Origin of the sequence: Photorhabdus sp. P32, assembly GCF_038085095.1 — a bacterium.
GTDB lineage: Bacteria > Pseudomonadota > Gammaproteobacteria > Enterobacterales > Enterobacteriaceae > Photorhabdus > Photorhabdus luminescens.
This window is the reverse complement of the sequence record NZ_JAZGJN010000277.1, coordinates 36,864-58,352: the sequence shown is the minus strand read 5'-3', so window position 1 is coordinate 58,352 and position 21,489 is coordinate 36,864. Positions and strand designations below refer to the sequence as shown.

18 protein-coding genes are annotated in these 21,489 nt (G+C 44.4%); 6 read left to right on the top strand and 12 right to left on the bottom strand.

Going from position 1 to position 21,489, the window contains the following annotated elements; all coding sequences use genetic code 11:
• Window positions 1-18 precede the first annotated feature (18 nt).
• From V2H77_RS15540 to flhB, 6 genes are all read right to left on the bottom strand, one after another.
• Entirely contained in the window at window positions 19-531 is a 513-nt protein-coding gene (locus tag V2H77_RS15540; RefSeq protein WP_341499519.1) for a DUF3304 domain-containing protein, read from the bottom strand.
• A gap of 51 nt (window positions 532-582) precedes the next feature.
• On the bottom strand, window positions 583-1,098 hold the full coding sequence (locus tag V2H77_RS15535) for a DUF3304 domain-containing protein (protein WP_341499518.1): 516 nt from the start codon (window positions 1,096-1,098) through the stop codon (window positions 583-585).
• 11 nt (window positions 1,099-1,109) lie between these two features.
• On the bottom strand, window positions 1,110-1,895 hold the full coding sequence (locus V2H77_RS15530; protein WP_341499517.1) for a DUF4123 domain-containing protein: 786 nt from the start codon (window positions 1,893-1,895) through the stop codon (window positions 1,110-1,112).
• Window positions 1,896-1,898: 3 nt separating this feature from the next.
• Complete coding sequence (locus tag V2H77_RS15525) at window positions 1,899-4,298, bottom strand: type VI secretion system Vgr family protein (protein ID WP_341499516.1); 2,400 nt, start codon at window positions 4,296-4,298, stop codon at window positions 1,899-1,901.
• A 1,560-nt stretch (window positions 4,299-5,858) separates the two neighbouring features.
• Entirely contained in the window at window positions 5,859-7,940 is a 2,082-nt protein-coding gene (gene flhA, locus V2H77_RS15520) for a flagellar biosynthesis protein FlhA (protein WP_341499515.1), read from the bottom strand.
• Complete coding sequence (gene flhB / locus V2H77_RS15515; protein WP_265378237.1) at window positions 7,933-9,084, bottom strand: flagellar biosynthesis protein FlhB; 1,152 nt, start codon at window positions 9,082-9,084, stop codon at window positions 7,933-7,935. Before flhB ends, flhA begins: the two co-directional genes overlap by 8 nt.
• A 52-nt stretch (window positions 9,085-9,136) precedes the next feature.
• Here flhB and V2H77_RS15510 point away from each other — a divergent pair, with 52 nt between their 5' ends.
• The 6 genes from V2H77_RS15510 (at window position 9,137) to V2H77_RS15485 (ending at window position 13,222) form a co-directional block, all read left to right on the top strand.
• Complete coding sequence (locus V2H77_RS15510; protein WP_341499514.1) at window positions 9,137-9,292, top strand: hypothetical protein; 156 nt, start codon at window positions 9,137-9,139, stop codon at window positions 9,290-9,292.
• A gap of 201 nt (window positions 9,293-9,493) precedes the next feature.
• Window positions 9,494-11,068 carry an S-type pyocin domain-containing protein gene (locus V2H77_RS15505; RefSeq protein ID WP_341499513.1) on the top strand — a complete coding sequence of 525 codons (1,575 nt, stop codon included), beginning with the start codon at window positions 9,494-9,496 and terminating at the stop codon, window positions 11,066-11,068.
• A complete protein-coding gene (locus V2H77_RS15500) occupies window positions 11,065-11,253 on the top strand; it encodes a CPCC family cysteine-rich protein (RefSeq protein ID WP_049582043.1) in 189 nt (62 codons plus the stop codon). Before V2H77_RS15505 ends, V2H77_RS15500 begins: the two co-directional genes overlap by 4 nt.
• A gap of 356 nt (window positions 11,254-11,609) precedes the next feature.
• Window positions 11,610-12,077, top strand: coding sequence for a DUF6392 family protein (locus tag V2H77_RS15495; RefSeq protein ID WP_341499512.1), 468 nt, complete (start codon window positions 11,610-11,612; stop codon window positions 12,075-12,077).
• 103 nt (window positions 12,078-12,180) lie between these two features.
• On the top strand, window positions 12,181-12,648 hold the full coding sequence (locus V2H77_RS15490) for a DUF6392 family protein (protein WP_341499511.1): 468 nt from the start codon (window positions 12,181-12,183) through the stop codon (window positions 12,646-12,648).
• A gap of 106 nt (window positions 12,649-12,754) precedes the next feature.
• On the top strand, window positions 12,755-13,222 hold the full coding sequence (locus tag V2H77_RS15485) for a DUF6392 family protein (protein ID WP_341499510.1): 468 nt from the start codon (window positions 12,755-12,757) through the stop codon (window positions 13,220-13,222).
• 262 nt (window positions 13,223-13,484) lie between these two features.
• Here V2H77_RS15485 and V2H77_RS15480 read toward each other — a convergent pair whose 3' ends face one another.
• From V2H77_RS15480 to V2H77_RS15455, 6 genes are all read right to left on the bottom strand, one after another.
• The gene (locus tag V2H77_RS15480; RefSeq protein WP_341499508.1) at window positions 13,485-13,670 is read right to left on the bottom strand and encodes a DUF2442 domain-containing protein; all 186 of its coding nucleotides are present in this window, start codon (window positions 13,668-13,670) and stop codon (window positions 13,485-13,487) included.
• Window positions 13,667-13,831: a DUF4160 domain-containing protein gene (locus V2H77_RS15475; RefSeq protein WP_341499507.1), complete on the bottom strand. Its 165-nt coding sequence runs from the start codon at window positions 13,829-13,831 to the stop codon at window positions 13,667-13,669. The genes V2H77_RS15480 and V2H77_RS15475 overlap by 4 nt, the downstream gene beginning before the upstream one ends.
• Before the next feature lie 730 nt (window positions 13,832-14,561).
• The gene (locus V2H77_RS15470) at window positions 14,562-14,984 is read right to left on the bottom strand and encodes a cupin domain-containing protein (RefSeq protein WP_265378243.1); all 423 of its coding nucleotides are present in this window, start codon (window positions 14,982-14,984) and stop codon (window positions 14,562-14,564) included.
• A gap of 613 nt (window positions 14,985-15,597) precedes the next feature.
• Window positions 15,598-17,448: a type I polyketide synthase gene (locus V2H77_RS15465; protein WP_341499506.1), complete on the bottom strand. Its 1,851-nt coding sequence runs from the start codon at window positions 17,446-17,448 to the stop codon at window positions 15,598-15,600.
• Entirely contained in the window at window positions 17,441-18,988 is a 1,548-nt protein-coding gene (locus tag V2H77_RS15460) for a biotin/lipoyl-containing protein (protein WP_341499505.1), read from the bottom strand. The genes V2H77_RS15465 and V2H77_RS15460 overlap by 8 nt, the downstream gene beginning before the upstream one ends.
• Before the next feature lie 9 nt (window positions 18,989-18,997).
• Complete coding sequence (locus V2H77_RS15455) at window positions 18,998-20,995, bottom strand: dehydrogenase E1 component subunit alpha/beta (protein WP_341499504.1); 1,998 nt, start codon at window positions 20,993-20,995, stop codon at window positions 18,998-19,000.
• Window positions 20,996-21,489: the final 494 nt, after the last annotated feature.

The following is a 21,489-nucleotide window of genomic DNA, read 5'->3' as shown; positions in this document are numbered from 1 at the left end:
TTTAGGTGCCGGTATGCATTACTTCGGACATACTTTTGGCTCCTTCATTTGCAAAGGTTCTTTAATCGGATAGTTCGGGCTACCGTAGGTGTTACACGAGGTGGTGACTTTGACTTGATCACAGGGTAAGAAATGCACCGTAATGCCACAGGTGCGCTGCCCGGTATAATCGGGTACTGGCACTACCTTGCTATGCTGACGCGTATAAGCATCCATCTTTTTTACCCATGCCAAGTACTTGTCCCTATCAGCAAACCCTGGGAATCCTTCGGAACCTCCTGCCCCAGTTTCCCAATCCACCTTAACCGTCATCCCGGGTTCCCACTTCTCTGGCACGCTATAGCAGCAACCGCCACCACCGCCCTGATATGGTCCGATAATATCGATACCCGGCTGATCATCCACACTGAACCGGTTTATCGCCCATTTGGTATGGTTAATCGCTTCAATGATTCCCGCCTGTACCGGAAACTGGCTACAGGCAACCAGTAGCAGGCATAAAACTGCCAGCCTCAATGGTTGTTTTTTCATCTTCTACTCCTTCACATTAGTGACAATCTGGACTTGAGGTGCCGGTATGCATTACTTCGGACATACTTTTGGCTCCTTCATTTTCAACGGTTCTTTAATCGGGTAGTTCGGGCTACCATAGGCGTAACACGAGGTCGTAACTTTTATCTGATCACAGGGTAGAAAATGCACCGTAATACCGCAGGTATCACCGCCATTCTGATAATAAGGAACCGGGACTACCTTGCTATGCTGGCGTGTATAAGCATCCATCTTTTTTTCCCAAGCTAGATATTTCTCTTCATTTTCATATCCGGGAAAATCATCGGAATAAGCTATCCCTGTTTCCCAATCCACCTTAACCGTCATCCCGGGTTCCCATTTCTCTGGCACGCTATAGCAGCAACCGCCACCACCGCCCTGATACGGGCCGATAATATCGATACCCGGTGTATCATCCACACTGAACCGGTTTATCGCCCATTTGGTATGATTAATGGCAATAATTACCCCTGCCTGTGCCGGAAACTGGCTACAGGCGACCAATAGCAGGCATAAAACCGCCAGCCTCAATGGTTGTTTTTTCATCTTCTATTCCTTCACATTAGTGATAATCTGGATTTAAGGTGTTTGAGCACGAATGACTCTCTGTCGTCATCCAGTAAAATGGACTTATCAGACGCCTCAATCATCAATGCATAACAGTGGTTAAACAGTTGTTCATTCGAGGCTTCCAGATATGCGTCCTTATCATCCAGTTGCGACATCAGCCGATGTGCATCAGAAACACACAGGAGGCTCTCTAGTTGCTTATCAGTGAGATCAATTTTCTCAACGGCGTCATTAACCGGTTCTTCATTCCCTTCACCCAAAAGAAAATTTGAAGCACCGTCACGATCAAGCCAGCTCCAGAACAGCGCCGGCCGAAGTAATTGCTGCTGTTGTTCCGTATCCAATACATGGGAAAACAGCACAGGAAATATAGACGGGTCAAAAAAGCGTAAAATTCCCGCCTGTCCCTCCCATGCAGCATCCACACATTGAATTAAATGCTGAGACAACAAGTCAAATGACCATGACGAGCATAAAATCAGCAGCAACCGTTCTTCCCTTAAGCGCAGGATAACTTCCTGCATCCATTGCCACTGGTCAGGGTGTGTCAAATCAATCCGCATCAATATCGGCGCATCATCCGCCATAATTTCTTCAGGCAATCCCTGAAACAGCGAACACCATTTGATTGCAGGCGAAAAGCTTTGCAGCTCTGGGATCAAAGAGAGTTTTCCCCCTGACTGATCCACAATCATATTGAGATAACGCATGTCGTTATCTGTCGCAGCCGCCTTAAGTGCGGCAATCCAGTCAGTGATCAAATCGTGATTCATTAGCTATTTCCTCAAAACAAACCCTTTCGCATTCTCTTTCGCTGCCTTAACGCACTCTATACACACAGATTCAGGCAGATCAGGCAAAGGAAAGTCCTGTTTCGCCGGTGACGCCATTTTGTGCTGCCCTTTCAGGCTTAACAGGCCCGGCCCGTGAATTTCAATTTCTCCTGCCGGAGAAAGACGGATATACGCGCCGCCGCACGCCAATGTCAGGCCATTTTTCGCCGTAATCTGGACATGGCCCTGCGTTGAATTAACGGTGACATCGTTTAATGAGGTGATACCTAAACTATCGCCATGCGATTCAATGGTGAGCGGCCCTTTTCCCGATACCAGACGCATCCCTTCGTTTTGTGCTAACAGGGAGATAGCTTGTGTCGAATTCATCCCAATCCGGTTTGCACTGGCGATATGCACGTCACCCGCACTTTGGGCATAGAGCGCCTGACCACTTTGCACCATCACGGTTTGCGGGCTGACAATCCCTACTCCTTCCGGCGCGCTGAGCAGCATGGCCGCCATTTTCAGTTGATCCACACCCTGCAAATAGGTTTTCAGGCTTTCAGTATCCGGCTGATGATTCACGTGAGTTTTGGTTATCGTTCCCCACTCCATCACCTGATTCACCGCGCCTTTGACCAGACTGATTGCCGGCGCCATCTCTAACACCTCGCCGCCCGCACGGGCCTGTTTATCCGCGCTGATAAACAACCCTTTACCGGCCCGAATCGCGCCCCAGTCGTCGGTTCGCAACTCAAAACCTTCTCCCCGTTTATCCGGGTGTGGGCGCTGGCTATCGACCAGATGCCCGAGATTTAACTGGCTTTTACCGCCGTATTCGGTACTCAGTTTGATATGTTCCCGGCCACGTTCGTCATCCATCCGCAGTTTGTTATTCGCCGGGGTGCGCAGAACGTTGCGTTTGTAGTTGTAGAGATTGACATGATCCGGGTGCTCTGAATCGTGCAGGGCATGGGCGATATAGGGCCGGTCCGGGTCGCCTCCTTCAAAGGCGATCGCGACTTCGGTACCTTCCAGCAACGGCCAGTGAAAGCCATATTTCTCCCCCGCATACGGACGGGCCAGACGCACCCACAGGCTTTCGTTCCCTTGCGGCCATTTCTCCCGGTCAAAGTCAAATGACACCCGATACAAGCCGTTTTCGTCGATATCGCCATAGGTATCATTCACTTTCGTGCTGCTCACGCGTGCGGGTATCGTACCGGCCATCACCGGTTTCGGTATCCGTTCCGGGCGAAAGCACACGGTTTCGGAATAGGGAATGGCAGTGAATGCCATTTCAAAACTGCTGTCCCGGCGGGCGCTACTCGTGATCTGGGTGATTATCGCCCCTTTGCGAAACGCTTCCGGGGCGTCACCCTTCACTTTCAATTCCTGCCCCGGCACCAGCGTGGCGGAGGTGGTCATCCCCCGCAGGCGGATGCGCTGATTCAGGTAGCGCTCGTGATGCAGGCGGGCATAAAACACCCCGCTTTCCGTCTCCGGTTGATAGGCGTAGCGGTCACCGGGTATCCGGTAGTCATCGCGGTAATGGTACGCTTCCCCATAAGTCGTTCGGTCATCCCGCGCCACATCCGCCCCAGTGTTTAAGCCGGGATACGGCCGGGCATCGTGGTAGTCATAATTGCGGGTGGTAATTTTTCCCTCCACCACCTGATACGCGGTCTCCATGCCCCACACCACCGCGTCCTCCCCGCCGTGCATGCCTGACGGATTGCGGGCCGGCAGGTAGACGTTGAACTGGTAGTCACGCTGGTCGTCGTAAAACTCCACCACGTCGATCTTTAACCGGTCATCCGCGGTGACTTTGTACCAGATACCCACTTCCGCCAGCAGGCGTTGTATAAAGCGCAGGTCATCTTCGCCATACTGCATCACCTGTTCCCGCCTCGGGTAGTTGTAGGCCAGACTGAACAGGAAGTCCTGCCCGCGAAAACCATGCCGCTCCCGCAGGATTTTCTCCACAATCTCCGGCACCGACAGTTTTTGGTAGATGGCGTATTGATGGCTTCTCGCCAGCAGCGCCAGCCGGGGCTCCAGCGTCACTTCATAACGGCTTTCGTCCCGCGAGGTGGAAAGCAGTTTGAAGCCGCTGATCACCCCGTAAACTGAGCGCAGCGGTGCCGAGGGTACAATCGGCATCCACCGTATCCCCGGATTGATTTCAGGCGACGTCAGGGTAAATGAAGCGTTCTGCATAAGCATCTGGGCCGGTTCAATCCCTTTCTCCGCACTGGTGAATTCAATGGCATAGCGAAACGGCTGGCTTAAGGCTTCCTGCCCGGTAAAGGTCAGCACATCCAGCGGCGCTTTATTGCCCCGCACTTTTAACTTGTAACGGCTGTGATCAAAGATGATCATCGGAGTTGGATTCGTCATATTTTCTCCTAAATTTTCTGCGGCCATGAGTAAACAATAAGGACCCAATGTAAAGCCATGTCATTATTGTTATATCGGGAAGTCACCCACGCCGGTATTTCCCGGTCGGCAGTGAACTGAACCGTCAATATTTACACGGGTCATTCATGTTTTCTCAATACATCAATGCATGAACAGGATGAGCGATTTACAAATTTCCCCATCCTCTTAATGGGTGCCTATAAAGATCAACTCTTTTTTTCAAAAAATACGATTTTTAATGTCCAGACTCCATCACCATCGATATAACAACATACCGAACAGGATATTTAAGCCTTATAACAACAACATGACATTTATTGACAAAAATAAGCTTGCATTGGTTGCCATAAAATGAAAAGGAATTGAACATTCGGTTATAAACAGATAGTTCCCCGTGAGAAAAATATCTTATTTTCATTTTTATTCAATATGTTATATAAATTCCAATCTCATTATTTCTTTTTAAATATCATGCCTCAATTCACTGTAAAAAAGAATAATTCTCATTCATGCTATACGAATAACAAGATATCCAGTGATACAAGATGAGAGAAACAGATCAACCTTTATCACTATCAGGTAATCATAAAGCCTCTCACATGAATACAATCCAACAGATTAGCCAGAATATTGTTAATGATATTCTCTCAAGATATCTATCCTTTCACTGTCCTTAGAGTTAGTCATTCGATTAATCTATTCAGACAACATATTTATCAGAATGAGTGTAAATTATGTTTTACGCTGATATGCCCACCCTTTATTCCTTATCTTCTACAGAAAAATAAATCATTTATAGATGGGATGATTTTCTTAATTAGCTGATAAAAAAGTCAAGACCTTTTTATCACAAAATGGCGTTCGTTTAATTTTGATTAATTTTTAATGCAAGAATATGGAAGGCATAATATGCCAAAAAATAATAATTTTTCCCGAAATAATCTCATTTACTTTCACAACTTAGATTATAACCCCCCCCCTAATATATTTATCTATTCCACACTTTAATAATTAACAGATATATCCGTTATCTTTCAAGTCGCCTCTTTGTTGGCTGCCCTCACTCACCCCGGTCACAGAGTTATCTATGCTCCCTTGCCGTCGCGATTCATCTTGAAATCCATAGGGTATATATAGTTAGATAAGCTCTTAAATAATACCCATGCCATTTATTTTAATAATTATTTACGTAAAACATCGCAGTAAATAGCATAGCACACAACCCTTGCTACACAAGGCGTTGTACGGAGGGAGCACTATTTTGGAAAGTTATTTACAAAACACCCAATGAATTATTTTCAAACAAGACAGTTCGCTTACTATATAGGAAAAACAATTTTCATTTATTATGTAAACACTCAAATATAAAATTTATTTTTTAAGAATCTAAATTAACTTAAAAATAATTTATTCATCTTTTGATATCAGATTACCTTTGCCAGCCTCTGAGTCCATTGATGATGATTATTTAATAATGAAAAAACCGAAGTGAATAAAAATCACTTCGGTGATACTTGTAAAAATATGTTATTGATACCGCTATCCGTTACCACCAATGGTCGCGGTCATACGAATTTGACGGTTATCGCTGATTTCAAGATTAGATAAAACCACTAATTGAGGCAAAGCTCTACGCAAGAAACGCGATAACAACGGGCGTAATGCATGATTAACCAGCAATACTGGAGGCGCTCCCAACATTTCCTGACGTTGTAGCGCTTCCGTCGCCTGCCGTTGCAAATTATCCGCCAATCCGGGCTCCAGACCACCGCCATTTTGTAACGCCTGAATTAACAACCGCTCAAGGCCAGCATCCAATCCGATGACCTGAATTTCCTGCGCTCCCGGGAACCACTGTTGAGCAATTGCTCTTCCAAGCGCAATTCTAACCAAAGATGTCAGCTCATAGGGATCAGTTTGCCCAGGCGCATGTTCAGCCAAGGTTTCAATAATTGTCCGCATATCCCGGATAGGGACTTGTTCAGACAATAGATTTTGTAGCACTTTATGCAAGGTTGTCAGATTAACAACATCAGGAATAAAGTCTTCCGTCAGTTTAGGCATCTCCTGGCTGACTCGCTCAAATAGCTGTTGAGCTTCCTGACGGCCAAACAGTTCATTGGCATATTGCGTCAACAGATGATTCATATGGGTCGCAACAACCGTACTGGCGGCAACCACCGTGTATCCCTGAACCTGAGCCTGTTCTCTGAGGCTATCATCAATCCAAACCGCAGACAGGCCAAAAGCGGGATCTTTCGTGATATCACCGGGCAATTCCCCCACGGCGCCACCGGGGTTAATCGCCAGCCAGCGGCCCGGATGCGCTTCACCGCGACCAATTTCTACCCCTTTCATCAGAATACGGTAACCCGCCGGGGCCAGTTCAAGGTTGTCCCGGATATGAACAACCGGCGGTAAGTATCCCATCTCTTGAGCAAATTTTTTACGAATGCCGCTGATTCGCCCCAATAATTCACCATTTTGCCGAAAATCAACCATCGGGATCAGACGATATCCCACTTCCATACCCAAAGGATCTTCAAGCTGAACGTCAGACCATGAAGCCTCTGATGCTTGTTGTTGCTCTTCTATTTTTGGTTTTTCTGTATTTATCGCCGGAGCATCGGTACGACGATAGAGATACCAACCCAGACCAGCTAATGCCGCGGTAAATAACAAGAAAACAAAATTGGGCATGCCCGGCACCATACCCAACAATCCGAGAACCCCCGCACTCAACATCATCACTCTGGGATTATTGAACAGTTGAGTCACCATCTGCTGACCCACATCCTGATCCGTTGCTACGCGAGTAACAATCACACCGGCCGCAGTGGAAATAATGAGAGCCGGTAACTGTGCAACCAGACCATCACCAATGGTTAACAGGGTATACGCTTCTCCCGCATCCCCCAGACTCATACCATGTTGGGCCACACCAACAATTAAGCCGCCAACGACGTTGATAACCAAGATCATCAACCCCGCAATCGCGTCGCCGCGCACAAATTTACTGGCGCCATCCATCGAACCATAAAAATCCGATTCCTGTGTCACTTCAGCACGGCGTTTCTTCGCTTCTTCTTCACCAATTAATCCGGCATTTAAATCGGCATCAATTGCCATCTGTTTACCGGGCATGCCGTCCAGCACAAAACGGGCGCCCACTTCGGCAATCCGCCCTGCGCCTTTGGTAATCACCATAAAGTTAATCAATACCAAGATGATAAATACCACAATACCGATAGCAAAATTACCACCCACCAGAAAGTGACCAAACGCCTCCACAACGTGCCCCGCCGCCGCAGAACCGGTATGCCCTTCTAATAAAATGATACGGGTTGAAGCTACGTTAAGAGATAAACGTAATAACGTGGAGAACAGCAAAATGGTCGGAAATGCGGCAAAATCCAGTGTCCGTCGGGTAAACATCGCCACCAGCAATACCATGATTGATAGCGCTATGTTAAATGTAAACAGCAAATCAAGCATGAATGGCGGCAATGGCAATACCATCATCGACAAAATCAAGAGGATCAATACCGGCCCGGCAAGCATTTGCCATTGCGAGCCTTTCATATTGCCCGGTAAACGAAGTATAGAGGCCAGATTAGCCATGACGATTATTTTCTCCAGCAAAATCCAGTGCTGGCGGCACTGGCAGATTTTCAGGTTTCTTCGGCTTCAAGCCGCCTTCCCGTTTCCAACGTTTCAATTGGTAGACCCAAGCCAGAACTTCCGCGACGGCGGCATAAAGTGTCGCGGGGATTTGCCCGCCAACTTCACTATGGCGATAAAGCGCCCTGGCAAGCGGCGGCGCCTCAAGTAATGGAATACGATTTTCTGTCCCTATTTCTTTAATCCGTAATGCAATAATCCCCGCGCCTTTCGCCAATACTTTCGGCGCACCCATCGCTTTTTCATCATATTTCAGAGCAACAGCATAGTGAGTCGGGTTGGTGACAATCACATCCGCTTTCGGTACATCCGCCATCATACGCTGACGGGCAGCCGCCCGTTGTTGCTGACGGATACGCGCTTTAACATGTGGGTCCCCCTCTTGTTCTTTAAATTCATCCTTTATTTCCTGCCGGGTCATTCTCAGTTTTTTCAAATGGCTGTATATCTGATAAACAACATCGAAAGCCACCATCGGTATCAACATGAAAACCACCACATAACCAGCGAATATCAGCATTTGCATAGCATCATCCAGCGCCAACAGCGGCGGTTGAGCTATGAGCCGTAACATGGCAGGCCAGTTCATCCAAAGGAACAAAGCAGCGCCAATACCGACAAATCCCGCTTTAAGCAGTGCTTTGAATAATTCCGCCAACGCATTCATTGAGAAAATACGTTTCAGGCCAGAAATGGGATTCAATTTTTTCGGATCAAATTTGATGGATTTGGTACTGAATACTAATCCACCCAATAGCGCCGGAGCACTTAATGCCACTAACACTAATCCGGCAAAAACCGGCAACAAAGCCAAAACAGCTTGCTGGAGCAATCTGCCAATCTGTTGAACCATCTGTTTATCATTGCTGACTACATTGTGATCAAAGCTAAACCCTTCAAACACCATCAACGACAATTCATGCGTCATTGACTGACCACTCATCCAGAGCAAACTTAAACCACTGGTCAACATCAATATAGAACTCAGCTCTCTGGAGCGGGCTATCTGCCCCTCTTTGCGGGCTTTTTCCCGCTTATGGGGCGTGGGTTCTTCTGTTTTCTCAAGATCGCTATCTTCAGCCACGGCTTTCCTTGTCAGCGTTTAAAACATTGTCGGTCAGAAAATATGGAATCAAATGGCTGTTAGCATGACAAAAGAGAAAAAATCCGATGGCTGGAACAATGAGAAATTTGACCGGGTATTTGCGGGATCAAGTTCAACAACAAACACGATTAACAATGAAAAAATCAGCGAGGTTACATTTTCCAAAATCAATGATAAAGCCAGCTAATCAAACTGTTATCCACTTATCATCAGAGCTAGCAGCAAAAAATTCGATTTTATTTTCATTAATTTCTGAACTTTTATATATCTCTTTAACTCAAATAAATTGCATTACCGATCAATTATTACATTTTAAGTGGTAGTGATATGGTAATTATTTTAGTTAAACAAACGATTAATGTGGTTAGTCAAAGGGGAAGTGAAGCGGATGGCAATAGGGTATTACCTGCTCGTTGGTGACAAAACCACCTGCGGCGGACAGATTATTACGGGTGATCACACCATGACATTCAATGGGCGAGCAACCGCGCGTGAAGGGGATAAGGTCACCTGCGGCAAGCATCCCGGTACTTATATGATTGTCGGCGGCATATCAGATATGTTTGATATGGGACAACGATTAGCCGGTACACTGGATAGTGTCAGCACCTGCCCTTGTCGGGCCCGGTTTATCAATTCAGTTATGGACAGCTACGAGAAGCAGGAACAGCCTCGTCAACAAGCGGTAGCGCCTGCTTATATGGCAACGCAAAATTCACCGATGGAGAAAGCAACAACGGTTCAGCCCAACACTCCACCGGTAACACAAGCACCGCCTCCACCGATCCCGGTATTTGCCAAATCCCGCCAGCGGGGCAAAGGCTGTACCGATGCCGGTACAGAAACTGAACCGGCAAGTAATTTCGGCAGGATGGGGATATATCAGGTTCCATCATCACCAGTTCCAGTCACGGAATCAAAGCCTGAACAGCCCCCGCAAGGCAAGAAACATCCGCCAGAACCGGATAAGCCACAGGATAAAAAATTACCGTGGTATAAACGGTGGTTTAGTAGCAGCAAAGATAAGGCCGAAGTCGCTGCGACTGCTGTAACTGCAACGACTCGCAACGCGGTAGCAGATGGCGAAGCGCTGGCGATGCGTTACATTGGTGGTGGCGTTACCAGTGCCGGACGTTGGCTGGCGGCGCCGAATCCGTTGACAGTCGGATTAATGGGGCTGTTTTATTCACCGGGATTGAATGAGGGCGAAGAGGATTACTTAAACCGATATCATCTTAGTGAAATAGCGGAACGATTCGGTAAAGCGCCGACCCGTGTTCGTTTTCGCTGGATCAGAGATGAAAAAAGCGGCAGGATGACGGTTCAGGGCTATCACGTCAGCCCGGAAAGTGGTCTGGATAAAGTGCCGGTTCATATGATGAGACTGAATCCGGCCACTGGTAATTATGAATTCTGGGAACCGGGAGAAAAATACCGGCCGACGATCTTATGGACGCCGAACGAACAGAAATTCAAAGTTCCACCCCATACCGGGAATGAGGAACAGCCGTTTATTCCGTCGCAGATAACCGTATTGCCGATCCCGGATAAGGTAGGCAGCGATATTGAATCGTTGCCAATGCCGGAAGAGAAGGATTTTCGCGATTATATTTTGATCCTCCCCATCCCGAATATGCCGCCGGTGTATGTGTATTTGAGTAAAAATAAAGACACTCAGATTTGGACTGAAACAAAGAAATTACTACCTGTATCAAATGCATATAATCATTGGGAAAAACATAAGCATGAATTTCCTGAGCTTAAAAACTCTAAAGAATATGTTGATGCTACTCATGACTTTGTTAATAATCCTCCTAGTGGAACCTTAAGGAAAAAGAGAGCAAACGGTGATGAAATTTTTTATCATCCACTTTCAAACACATTTGCGTCAAAGAGCAAAGATGGTATTCCCAGGACAATGTTTAAACCGGAAAGAGGAATAGAATATTGGAACAGACAATGATGGAATATAATACTTGTCCGTGTTGCGGTAAACGGACAATTGAGCGTTTAGGGGAATATGAAATATGTCCGATATGTAATTGGGAGGATGATCCTGTTCAATCAGCAGACCCATATTTTTCAGGAGGAGCTAATTCTATGAGTTTAGAAGATGCGAAGAAACTCTATCTTTCAAAGAAAGATTGATTTTAGAGTTAAATATTCTTTGTAGTATTTCATTGCTTTTATTGTAAGTGATTAATATTTAGATGAAATTACTATCAAATGAATTATCCGCATAACATTATCAATAAAAAATAGTGGCTTATAAGGACTAAACTCTGCAACCAGCAGAGTTTAGTCATAACTATAATAAACTCTGTAAGAATGAAAGAGTATGTAAGATAGAATTAAAAAACAAAAGCTGACTTCAAGAATAATATCGAATGAAGGTATAGAGGAATAACAATATTCTGGTATTTACAGTCGGTTCAGGTGTTAAACTACTATCCACCGGAATCAACTAGGGTGGTAGCTAGCAGGAGGCAAAAAGGGTTATACAAATGACAGTCAATATAGAAGCACTAATAAATAGTTTAGGTAGGTCTTATCAGGAAATTTTTGATGAAGGATTAATACCTTATAAAACTAAGCCAAGTGGTTTTCCTGGTGACGATATTATTTGTCTGGAAATGGCAAAAGAGGACATATTTTTAGCATTTTATCGGGAAGGAAAACGTTTAAAGGAAATTACATTGATTTTGCTAAATGAGAAGAAACCTCTGTATAAATTTCCCAACGAATTGCCATCTCCTTTAGTGCCACTGATGACCCGGCAATGGGTTCATGAACAATTTGGTAAACCTGAAAAATCACTTTCTCCAAGGAAAAGATTAAAGAAAGATATTGGTTGGACAGAGTTATATACTCTCCTAGGTTTTCGAGTTCCAGTGAATATGCAAGTTGATTACGATCTATCTGAGCATGTCAAAGAAGTGGCATTTTTACCCCCCTCAGAAGTACGTTGGTAGTCAATAAAGGAGTTTTTTCTTGAGAGCCAATTCATTAATCAGCAGTTTAAAAGGCTATATTGAAAATGAATTGGCTTAATTGAGAAAAGAGGTTATATAAATAATGGCGATTCACATTGAAGCATTAATAAATAGTTTAGGTAGGTCTTATCAGGAAATTTTTGATGAAGGATTAATTCCTTATAAAACGAAACCAAGTGGTTTTGCGGGTGATAGTATAGTGTGCTTGGATATGGTTAAAGAAGGCGTTTTTCTGTCTTTTTATCGGGAAGGAAAGCGATTAAAAGAAATTACATTAACTTTGCTTGACGAGAGAAATTCTTTATACCAGTTTACTAATGAATTGCCTTCGCCATTAATTCTAGTAATGTACCGACCGTGGGTTCATGAGCAATTTGGCAAACCAGAAAAATTTCTTCCACCGAGAAAAAGGCTTAAAAAAGATATTGGCTGGACTGAGCTATATACATTGCTGGATTTTCGTATTCCGACTAGTATGAAGTTTGATTATGATCTATTGGAGCAAGTTATATCAGTGACATTCTTACCCACCTCAGAAGTACGTTGGTGATTAATATAAAGAGAAAATTTTTCTTAAAAGCCAATTCATTAATCAACAGCTTGCAAAGCTAAGCTGAAAATGAATTGGCTTAATTGAGAAAAGAGTTATATAAATAATGGCGATTAACATTGAAGCATTAATTAATAGTTTAGGTAAAACTTATCAGGAAATTTTTGATGAAGGGTTAATCCCTTATAAAACCAAGCCAACAGGAAATTCTGGCACTGAGTATATATCTCTAGATATGGTTAAAGAAGGTGTTTATCTTGCTTTTAAAAAGAAGAATAAAGTTTTATTTGATGTGACACTTACCCTATTGGATAGTGATAAACCATCATACACATTTCCAAATGAGTTACCATCACCACTGATCTCACATATGTCACGTCAGTGGATCCATGAACAATTCGGATTGCCTGAAAAGTCAAAAGAGCCAAAAGTAATAATGAAGCAAGAGTTTGGATGGGTTGACTTGTACACGATACTAGATTTTCGTATACCAACTAACATGCAAGTTGATTACGATTCATCAGAGCACGTTAAAGAAGTGACTTTTCTACCCACCTCAGAAGTACGTTGGTAGTCAACATAAAGAGAAGATTTTTCTTAAGAACCAGTTTATTAATCAGTAGTTTAAAAAATTAAACTGAAAATGAATTTGAATTGATTCAATCAAAAATGGAATAAATAATTGAATTTTAGGCAGAAAAAAGAGCCCCCTCAAACCATGCTCGCCATTTTTCATCCACAAATTGTATTTTAGTCAGTCCATCAATACTTTCTAGAAAATGACTAAAACACTCGCTTTTACCAATATCCAAACACAAGCAATGCAAACAGTTCAGTCATATATTACCCCTTAAGTGGGATTTGAGCTTTTTGTAGAGTGCGTCGGGCGCCAGATCAGCATCATTCGGCCAGCATACTGCGCCACACTCATCAACACGCGCTTGGGCAAAGAATTTCTGCTCTTTCAGTGATGGGTCCGAACAACCGATCCGCGATGCACACCTCTCCATAGGCACCATCATCGAACGTCACCGCCAAGGTATACTCTGGCTTTATTTCCACTTTCGTTACTCTGCACATGATAATCACTCCAGCGGTTCAAATAAGCATGGAAATGAGGCGGATTATGGTCGTCGTCGTACATCCGGATCAGGATGCCAAAAAACTCACTGATAGTTGGCATTTGTAATGGCCTGAGAAACAATGATTCACCAATCACATAATACCATTCACAATAGTGCTAAGATTGACACTACTCAACCATTAAATACGAGATATAAATATCGAGAAAGGGAATCCTTTAGTTGGTTCATCAATCCCCAAATATGAATACCCAATATTTCTCAGATAGAACATTCACGACACGGTAGTGTGCAAGGATTAATGTTATACCCGTCATCTTTCAAGTTGCCTCTTTGTTGGCTGCACTCACTCACCCCGGTCACATAGTTCTCTATGCTCCCGGGGATTCGCTCCCTTGCCGTCGCGATGCATCTTGAAATCCATAGGGTATAAATGTGTTAGAGGGACAGATAACTTATTGTCTCAAAGAGAACAAAATCACTAAATAATGTACAGACTCTTTCCATTCAGAAACTCATTACCACCGTCTATTGAAATTATTTTCCAATTTAAATATTATATTAAAATAATTTCAATAATCTTTTCCGATTTTATCATTACAATAGAATATTATCTCTAATATATTTCTCCATTTTATTTCCAGTAAATCTAATGTTTCATAGGCTAGTACCTGATCCCCTTCATGAAATGCCCATATTATATTAATTGAAAAAATATTATATCATCCTTTTATCACTCCAATTACTTTTCCTGATTTATGATTATCTTCATGAATATCATGGCATTCTCACAACTCATCAAGCACTAGCACATATTTAATTTATCCCAAGTTAAACTTTTAATTCCTCTGGGGTTCCCTCTCTATATGGCACCAGCGTCGTTCTATCTTGCGAATCAACCGCACAATGATTATTACCAACAACAAGCATGACCAAATCACTGGTTGCCTTAATCGCGTGATCTATTTCTCCATTCACAAAATAACAAACTCCAGGCTCTATTTCATGCTTTTCACCCGCATAAATAACATAACCCGTTCCTGCGAGTACAAATAAGATATGATGCCCTAAGTGAGTATGATTCTGCATCCCCTCATTTTTGCTGAAACGAATTAGATCGGCGCCAAAACCATCAAACGAAACTAATCCCTCGCCCGTTCCCATACTGTTAACCATTTTATGATTTCTAGCCATTGTATCTACAACGAGATGTTCACCATTCCAGTGACAGAATCTATTTTTAATAAGTTCCATATTACCTTCCTTTTATCTCTACAAATAAAATTTTATTTTAAAGTAACTATCATCCATCTTTGTTAATTGAAATAATACTATCCCTCCATCCAATAAAATAATATTTCCCAGTAAAGTTTCAATCATCATAAATTCATATCAACAAAGAAATTAACTGGTTATTAACAATATATCAAATGGAAATATGTAATTCCATAGTAGTATTTTACAAAAGCTCACTCTGTGATAGCAATCACTGTAAAACTCTTATTTTAAATTTCTTTGTAGAAGATAATCCCCGTTTAAAATAATATCAGCTAAAAGTCAGGTTAATGATATTATTAAGTCAGGACAATATTGATATTAATTAAATTGACCTTAATTCTCACTAAAAATAACTATTTCAGAGATATACCCGTTATCTTTCAAGTTGCCTCTTTGTTGGCTGCACTCAGGCTTCAAATTCTCTAGCATCTTACGCAAAATATCCCTTTATTCACTGCTCAGGTCTGATATTTCATCTTTATCATAGAAGGTGAACAGCATGAATCGTGCCTAAAAGAAACCCCACAACCTCTTTCGAGATTGTGGGGTTTCCACCGTGCTCTTTGATTTTCCTGTTCCGCTTCACTACCTACTGTTTTGCAACCACAGATTCATTGTGAGGCAACCAGTAGCGCCGATGTTCAAAAGCATATTTAGGCAATCGAATACGCAGCGGTTTCTGCCCGGAAGGCCAGCAGGTACGCCAATCTATGTCCTGACCTTGTAGCCATAAGAATCGAGAGTCATCCTCCGCCATATGAAGCCATTGATCTTCTTTGGTTGAAGCAGACGAAGCAAAATCCCGTAGTTGCCTTAGTAGATCCTGCCGGGATGTTGCCACAAATAATGCCCGATAAGATAACGCTGCCCGGCCAAATTGTAATGTCCAGCTCACCGCAGGCAGATCAACGCTTTCGTCGTTGTCAATGAAATCTCCCAACACAGCCACCATTTTTTGTAACGATGCCTGACTATTAGCCGAGAGAGGATAATAATACCCCTCCAAATTGGCTCTCATCTGTTGCTGCGCTTGAGTTGGCGCCTCTTCCAGAATGACATGGGAATTGCTGCCGCCCAATCCAAAAGAACTCAATCCAGCGAAACGTTTTTGCCCTGCCCCAACCCGCCAGGAATTTTCCTCTGTAGCCAGTTGTAAACGTGAATCCACGCTATCAATTTCAGGATTCAAACGCTGAAACGCGGCGCTAGGTACAATGGATTTATGTTGCAGCATTAATAAAACTTTAACGATGCCAGCTAACCCCGCAGCCCCTTCTAAATGCCCAATGTTGGCTTTTATCGAACCAATATAGCAAGGCTGTGACATCTCTCCTGATTGATCATAGTTAAAGACTTCATTAAGCGCATTAAACTCTATGGGATCACCTAATGAGGTTCCCGTTCCATGTGCTTCAAGGTAACTGATTTGCTCCGCAGAGATTCCAGCCTGTTGCAAGCAATCTTTAACCAACGCAATTTGCTGCTCAGGGTTAGGTGAAGTCAGTGAATTAGCTCGCCCACCATGATTGACTGCCGATGCCCGAACATATCCATAAATCGGGTCCCGATCTTCTAAAGCCTGTTTTTGCGTTTTCAAGAACAAACACACAGCCCCTTCACCACGGACAAAACCATTAGCATCCGCGTCAAAAACCCGACAACAGCCATCCTTAGATAACATTCCCGCCCGGTAATAAGCAGCCATGTTGAATGTGTTGCTCAATAGGTTAACACTGCCAACTATCGCCTGTCGGCATTCTCCAGAACGCAATGAATTCACCGCTTGAGTCAGTGCCGTCAATCCACTTGAACACGCGGTATCAATCTGCAAACTCGGGCCAATAAAGTTGTAATAAAATGACAATCTGTTAGCCAGGAGGCAATTCAGTGTCCCTGTCGTCGCATAAGCATTTGCCATCGCCATATCGGCCGCAACAAGTTCACGATAATCATTACTGCACGAGCCAATAAAAACACCGGTCTTTGATCCTGAATAGCCAAGCGGATTAGCGCCGCTATCTTCGATCGCTTGCCAAGTCAGCTCCAACAGCATTCTCTGTTGCGGGTCCATCATGGCCGCGACTCGCGGAGAAATACCAAAGAACGGCGCGTCAAAACCATCGATACTATCAAGCAGCCCCGCTTTTAAGGCTTTTTTAGGCAACGGAATAGCGTAAGGTTTTCCAGACGCAAACCGCTGCTCTGGAATCTCTTTTATTACACTGTGTCCAGTTCTTAAGATCTCCCACATTTGTTCTGGGGAATCTTCCGCCCCAGGAAGTCGGAAAGCCATGCCCACAATAGCAATAGGCATCTGTTTGGTATCACCCGCACTACTTACTGAGGGAGTAATGGAACTTAAATGTTCCAACAAGGCAGATTTAGCTATCCGTTGTTCATCCGGGCTAAGCGAATGATATATGTGGTGCAGATTATCCATGCTTTCCTCCTTCTATGAGGCGCTGTAACCTTAATGCTGCTTCGCCATCAAGACTACGCATCGCATTAATAAAGTCATCTAAGGAATGTTTCTTCTCAGTCAGTTCAGTTTTGGCCGTGTCAAGATGTTCAATCAATCGATGCGGCGAGCTATAACGCCAGAACAGCGTTGGCGATAATTTCCGACGAAAATGCACTGACATTCTTTCTGCAAGTTTTACCGCCTTAAGCGAATCAATGCCCAAATCAGCCCAAGTGCGTTGCATCATTGATTCAGTAAAATCTTCGTCCCAATTCAGGAAATCCGCTAGCAACGTGCGTAGTTGCCCAGAAACCGATTTACCTGATTTACTGTCTATCTGATGCGCGACAGATCGCGGCCCAGACAGAACACGAACCTGAGCAATAATCTCGGTAATAAACTCAGACGCCTCTACCCCATTGAGCAAATAGTGATTAAATGCCAGAACGAGGTTCATCTCTTTGTTGTGAGGCGCGCCAATGAACAATGTCGACTGAGATGGCGGCACAATAACAGGTACGGCAAAGGTAGCGCCGTCGTTGCCGGTATAGGAGATCATCATAGGAACATCAATATCAACAGGCAGTTTTTCCGCATCTGGATCAAGTACCCCATTCAGATGTTGCCTGAACTCAAAAAAGCTCATTGTCTGCGTGCTCGGTACTTTTAACGAGCTCAAATCGCCTTTTTCATCCAGAAAAGCAATACCCAGATTGATATCCATATAAGTGTGGTAACGTTCTTGATCAAGCGGCCTTGAACGCAGCATTGGGAATTTTTTCAACGCCTGAGCAATCGCATAAGTGATTACCTGAAATGGCGTTATCCACTCCTGCTGCCCAGAGGTTTCCGTTAAATGATGAATAGCGTTATCAACCAGCTCAATCGGTAATGGTTTAGCTGCCCAACAAGGCTGTACCGTCGCACTATTTAACCGTATTGCACGATTAAGACGCTGCTGATCTCGTGACAGAAAGCCCACATTGCCATTTTCTGCATTGTCCTTCTCTGACGTTTTGGTTTCGCTGTGCTGTTGAAGGTAATCATCTATATGACCAGGCAATAATGTGCCATATTTTTCCGCCAGTTGATTAAGAATGTCCGCCTCAATTTGGTGTTCTTGTGCGTACTGACGGGTTTTCGGCGGAATACGCGCAGGAGGAGCAGAGACTTTAGGGGCAGTCTCCACTTGCTCTATTTTTTCGACTTCCTCCGCCACTTTCTCCATTTTCTCCGGCGGAGGCGTTAACGCTTCACTGACAGGGGAAGATTCTGCCGTCTCGCCAACGGCTCTGATGACGGCAATAGGCGATCCAACAGGGATAATGTCATTTTCCGCCGCCAACCATTTTTCCAAAATCCCCTCAACATCAGATTCAATGGTAAAGGCAGCCTTATCCGTCTCCATTTCATAAACAGGTTCATCACGCTTGACATGATCGCCCACCTGCTTAAGTAACTGGATGATGACGACTTCAGTGGTTCCTTCTCCCATCGGGGGAATAAGCAACTGTGCCATAAGTTCTCCTTAGCTCATTACCGCATAGACGGAAGCCAAAATGTCATCCGTGCTGGGTAAAACCGCTTTCTCTAAACAAGGATTAAAAGGAATATGAATATCTTCACGCGTCACCAGGCGCGGAGGCGCCAGTAAAGAGAAGAAATTGTCATTCTCATCCAAAATATCAGCAATAATGGATGCGCCAACACTGGCCGTCCGGGTATCCTCTTGTACAACGATAAGCCGTCCGGTTTTGCGCAAAGATTCCGCAATCCGTTGTTTATCCCAAGGTACCAGACTACGTAATTCAATCACTTCAATGTCAATATTGTCTTTTTCCGCCTGAAGAGCAGCCATAGTCGCAAGCTGAGTCGTATTTCCCCAAGCAACCAGTGTAATATCCTTTCCTGCCCTGACGATATTTGCCTGCCCAAGCGACACCGGACTCACTAACCGGCGCTCATGGCGCTCTCTCATAAGGTGTTTAGGGATCAGGATCAGACTTGGCATATCCAAACTTAATGCGGTACGGAACAATGCGACGGTATCGGCTGGCGTCGTTGGAACAAGAACATTAATACCGGGAATATGCGCTAAGATACCGTCCGAGCTTTGGCTGTGCCATATACCGCCGCCAGGAAGATAAGCGCCATAAGGAGCATATATCACTACCGGACAGCGCCATTTTCCTACCGTTCTCCAGCTTAAAGTGCCAAGTTGCGACTGTAACTGATTGAGACCTAATCCAACAAAGTCAATAAATTGCAGTTCAACAATCGGGCGCCAACCACAAGCGGACAACCCAACAGACGAGCCAATAATCGTGGCTTCTGAAAGGGGAGCGTTAAAAACGCGATCAGGATAGCGAGTAGATAAGCCACGGGTGAAACCAAAAACACCCCCTTTAGGATCTTCAATATCCTCACCAAATAACAGCACATTCGGATGTTGACTCAATGCCTCGTCCAACACCTGATTTACCGCTTTGACCTGCGTCTCTTCGGCTTCCATCTCAACATGTACGGCAGGAGCGCTTTCACGATTACACAAATAGGTACTGACAGTTGCAGGATCAGGCTCTTCTTCGTGATAAACACGCTCGAATATTTCCGCTACATCAGCTTTAATGCTCTCTTTTTGTTCAGCCAGAGCCTGTTCAGTAATCGCCCCCTTTTCCTTTAAATAGGCGACATAATTTTCAATAGGGTCCTGTAGTGTCTCCAGCTCATCCGGGGTACGGTACAGTTTGTGAGAATCTGAATTGGAATGAGAATCTAACCGATCCATACGACAAACCAATATGCAGGGAGTCCGCTCAAATCGCGCTTTATTGAATACCTCCTGTGCGACAGGAAATACGGTTTCCGGCTTGCGGGCATCAACATGGCGGATCAAACACTCGTTAAATATTCCCAATCGATACGGGGCCATTTTCTCCGTTGATGTACTAATACCCAGTTTATTATCGGAAACCACAAAGACCACCGGCAAACGCCTTTCAACCGCAAAGCTGACCGCTTCATAAAATTCTCCCTGCCGGGTCGCCGCATCGCCGACACCACACACGACAAGCCCGTTTTTATTGTCCAACACGCTTGCCCAAGCAGCGCCAGCCGCGGGAATACATTGGGTCCCCGTCAGGCTGACTACCGAGAAGATATTATGCTCTTTGGAGCAAAAATGGTTCGACATGGTTCGGCCGGCTGAGTGAGAAGTGGCCTTGCCCATAAGTTCCCTTGTCATTTCAACAATAGACATACCACGCGCTAACACTAATGCCCGATCACGATAGTAAGGAACCAGCACATCATTTTTTTCCATAAGCTGAGGCAACACAGCCAGCCCTTCATGCCCAGCAGCCGACACATGGAACCAAGCTCGGCCTTGTCGTGTGACTATTGCGCTACGATTATCAAATTCCCGTGACAGCAGCATGTCATAAAGTAACTTTTGCTCATCCAAACAATCATTAATTGCAGGGCTGTGTTCCTTAAGAGGTACTTCATTGATCTGTACGTCTATCACTCTCTTTTTCCTCACAAATAGTTAACGTGGTAGTTGTCGTTATTGCGCTTAATGCCTGATAAAAAGGCGAACACGGGGTAGTCCCGTTCATGATTACTTGAGAGACTATAGATCCCGATAAAGAAGTGAACGTAGGGTTATTGCCTACGCGAATTGCAAAAGATAGAGGTATACGGTCACAATTTTTAATTACGTTTATACCCGTCATCTTTCAAGTTGCCTCTTTGTTGGCCGCACTCGCTCACCCCGGTCACATAGTTCGCTATGCTCCCAGGGATTCGCTCTCTTGCCGTCGCGATGCATCTTGAAATCCATAGGGTATATACCCGTCATCTTTCAAGTTGCCTCTTTGTTGGCTGCACTCACTCACCTCGGTCACATAGTTCGCTATGCTCCCGGGGATTCGCTCCCTTGCCGTCGCGACGCATCTTGAAATCCATAGGGTATATACACCTAACATAGGGGGAAAAATTATCTCCATAACCATAAATGGT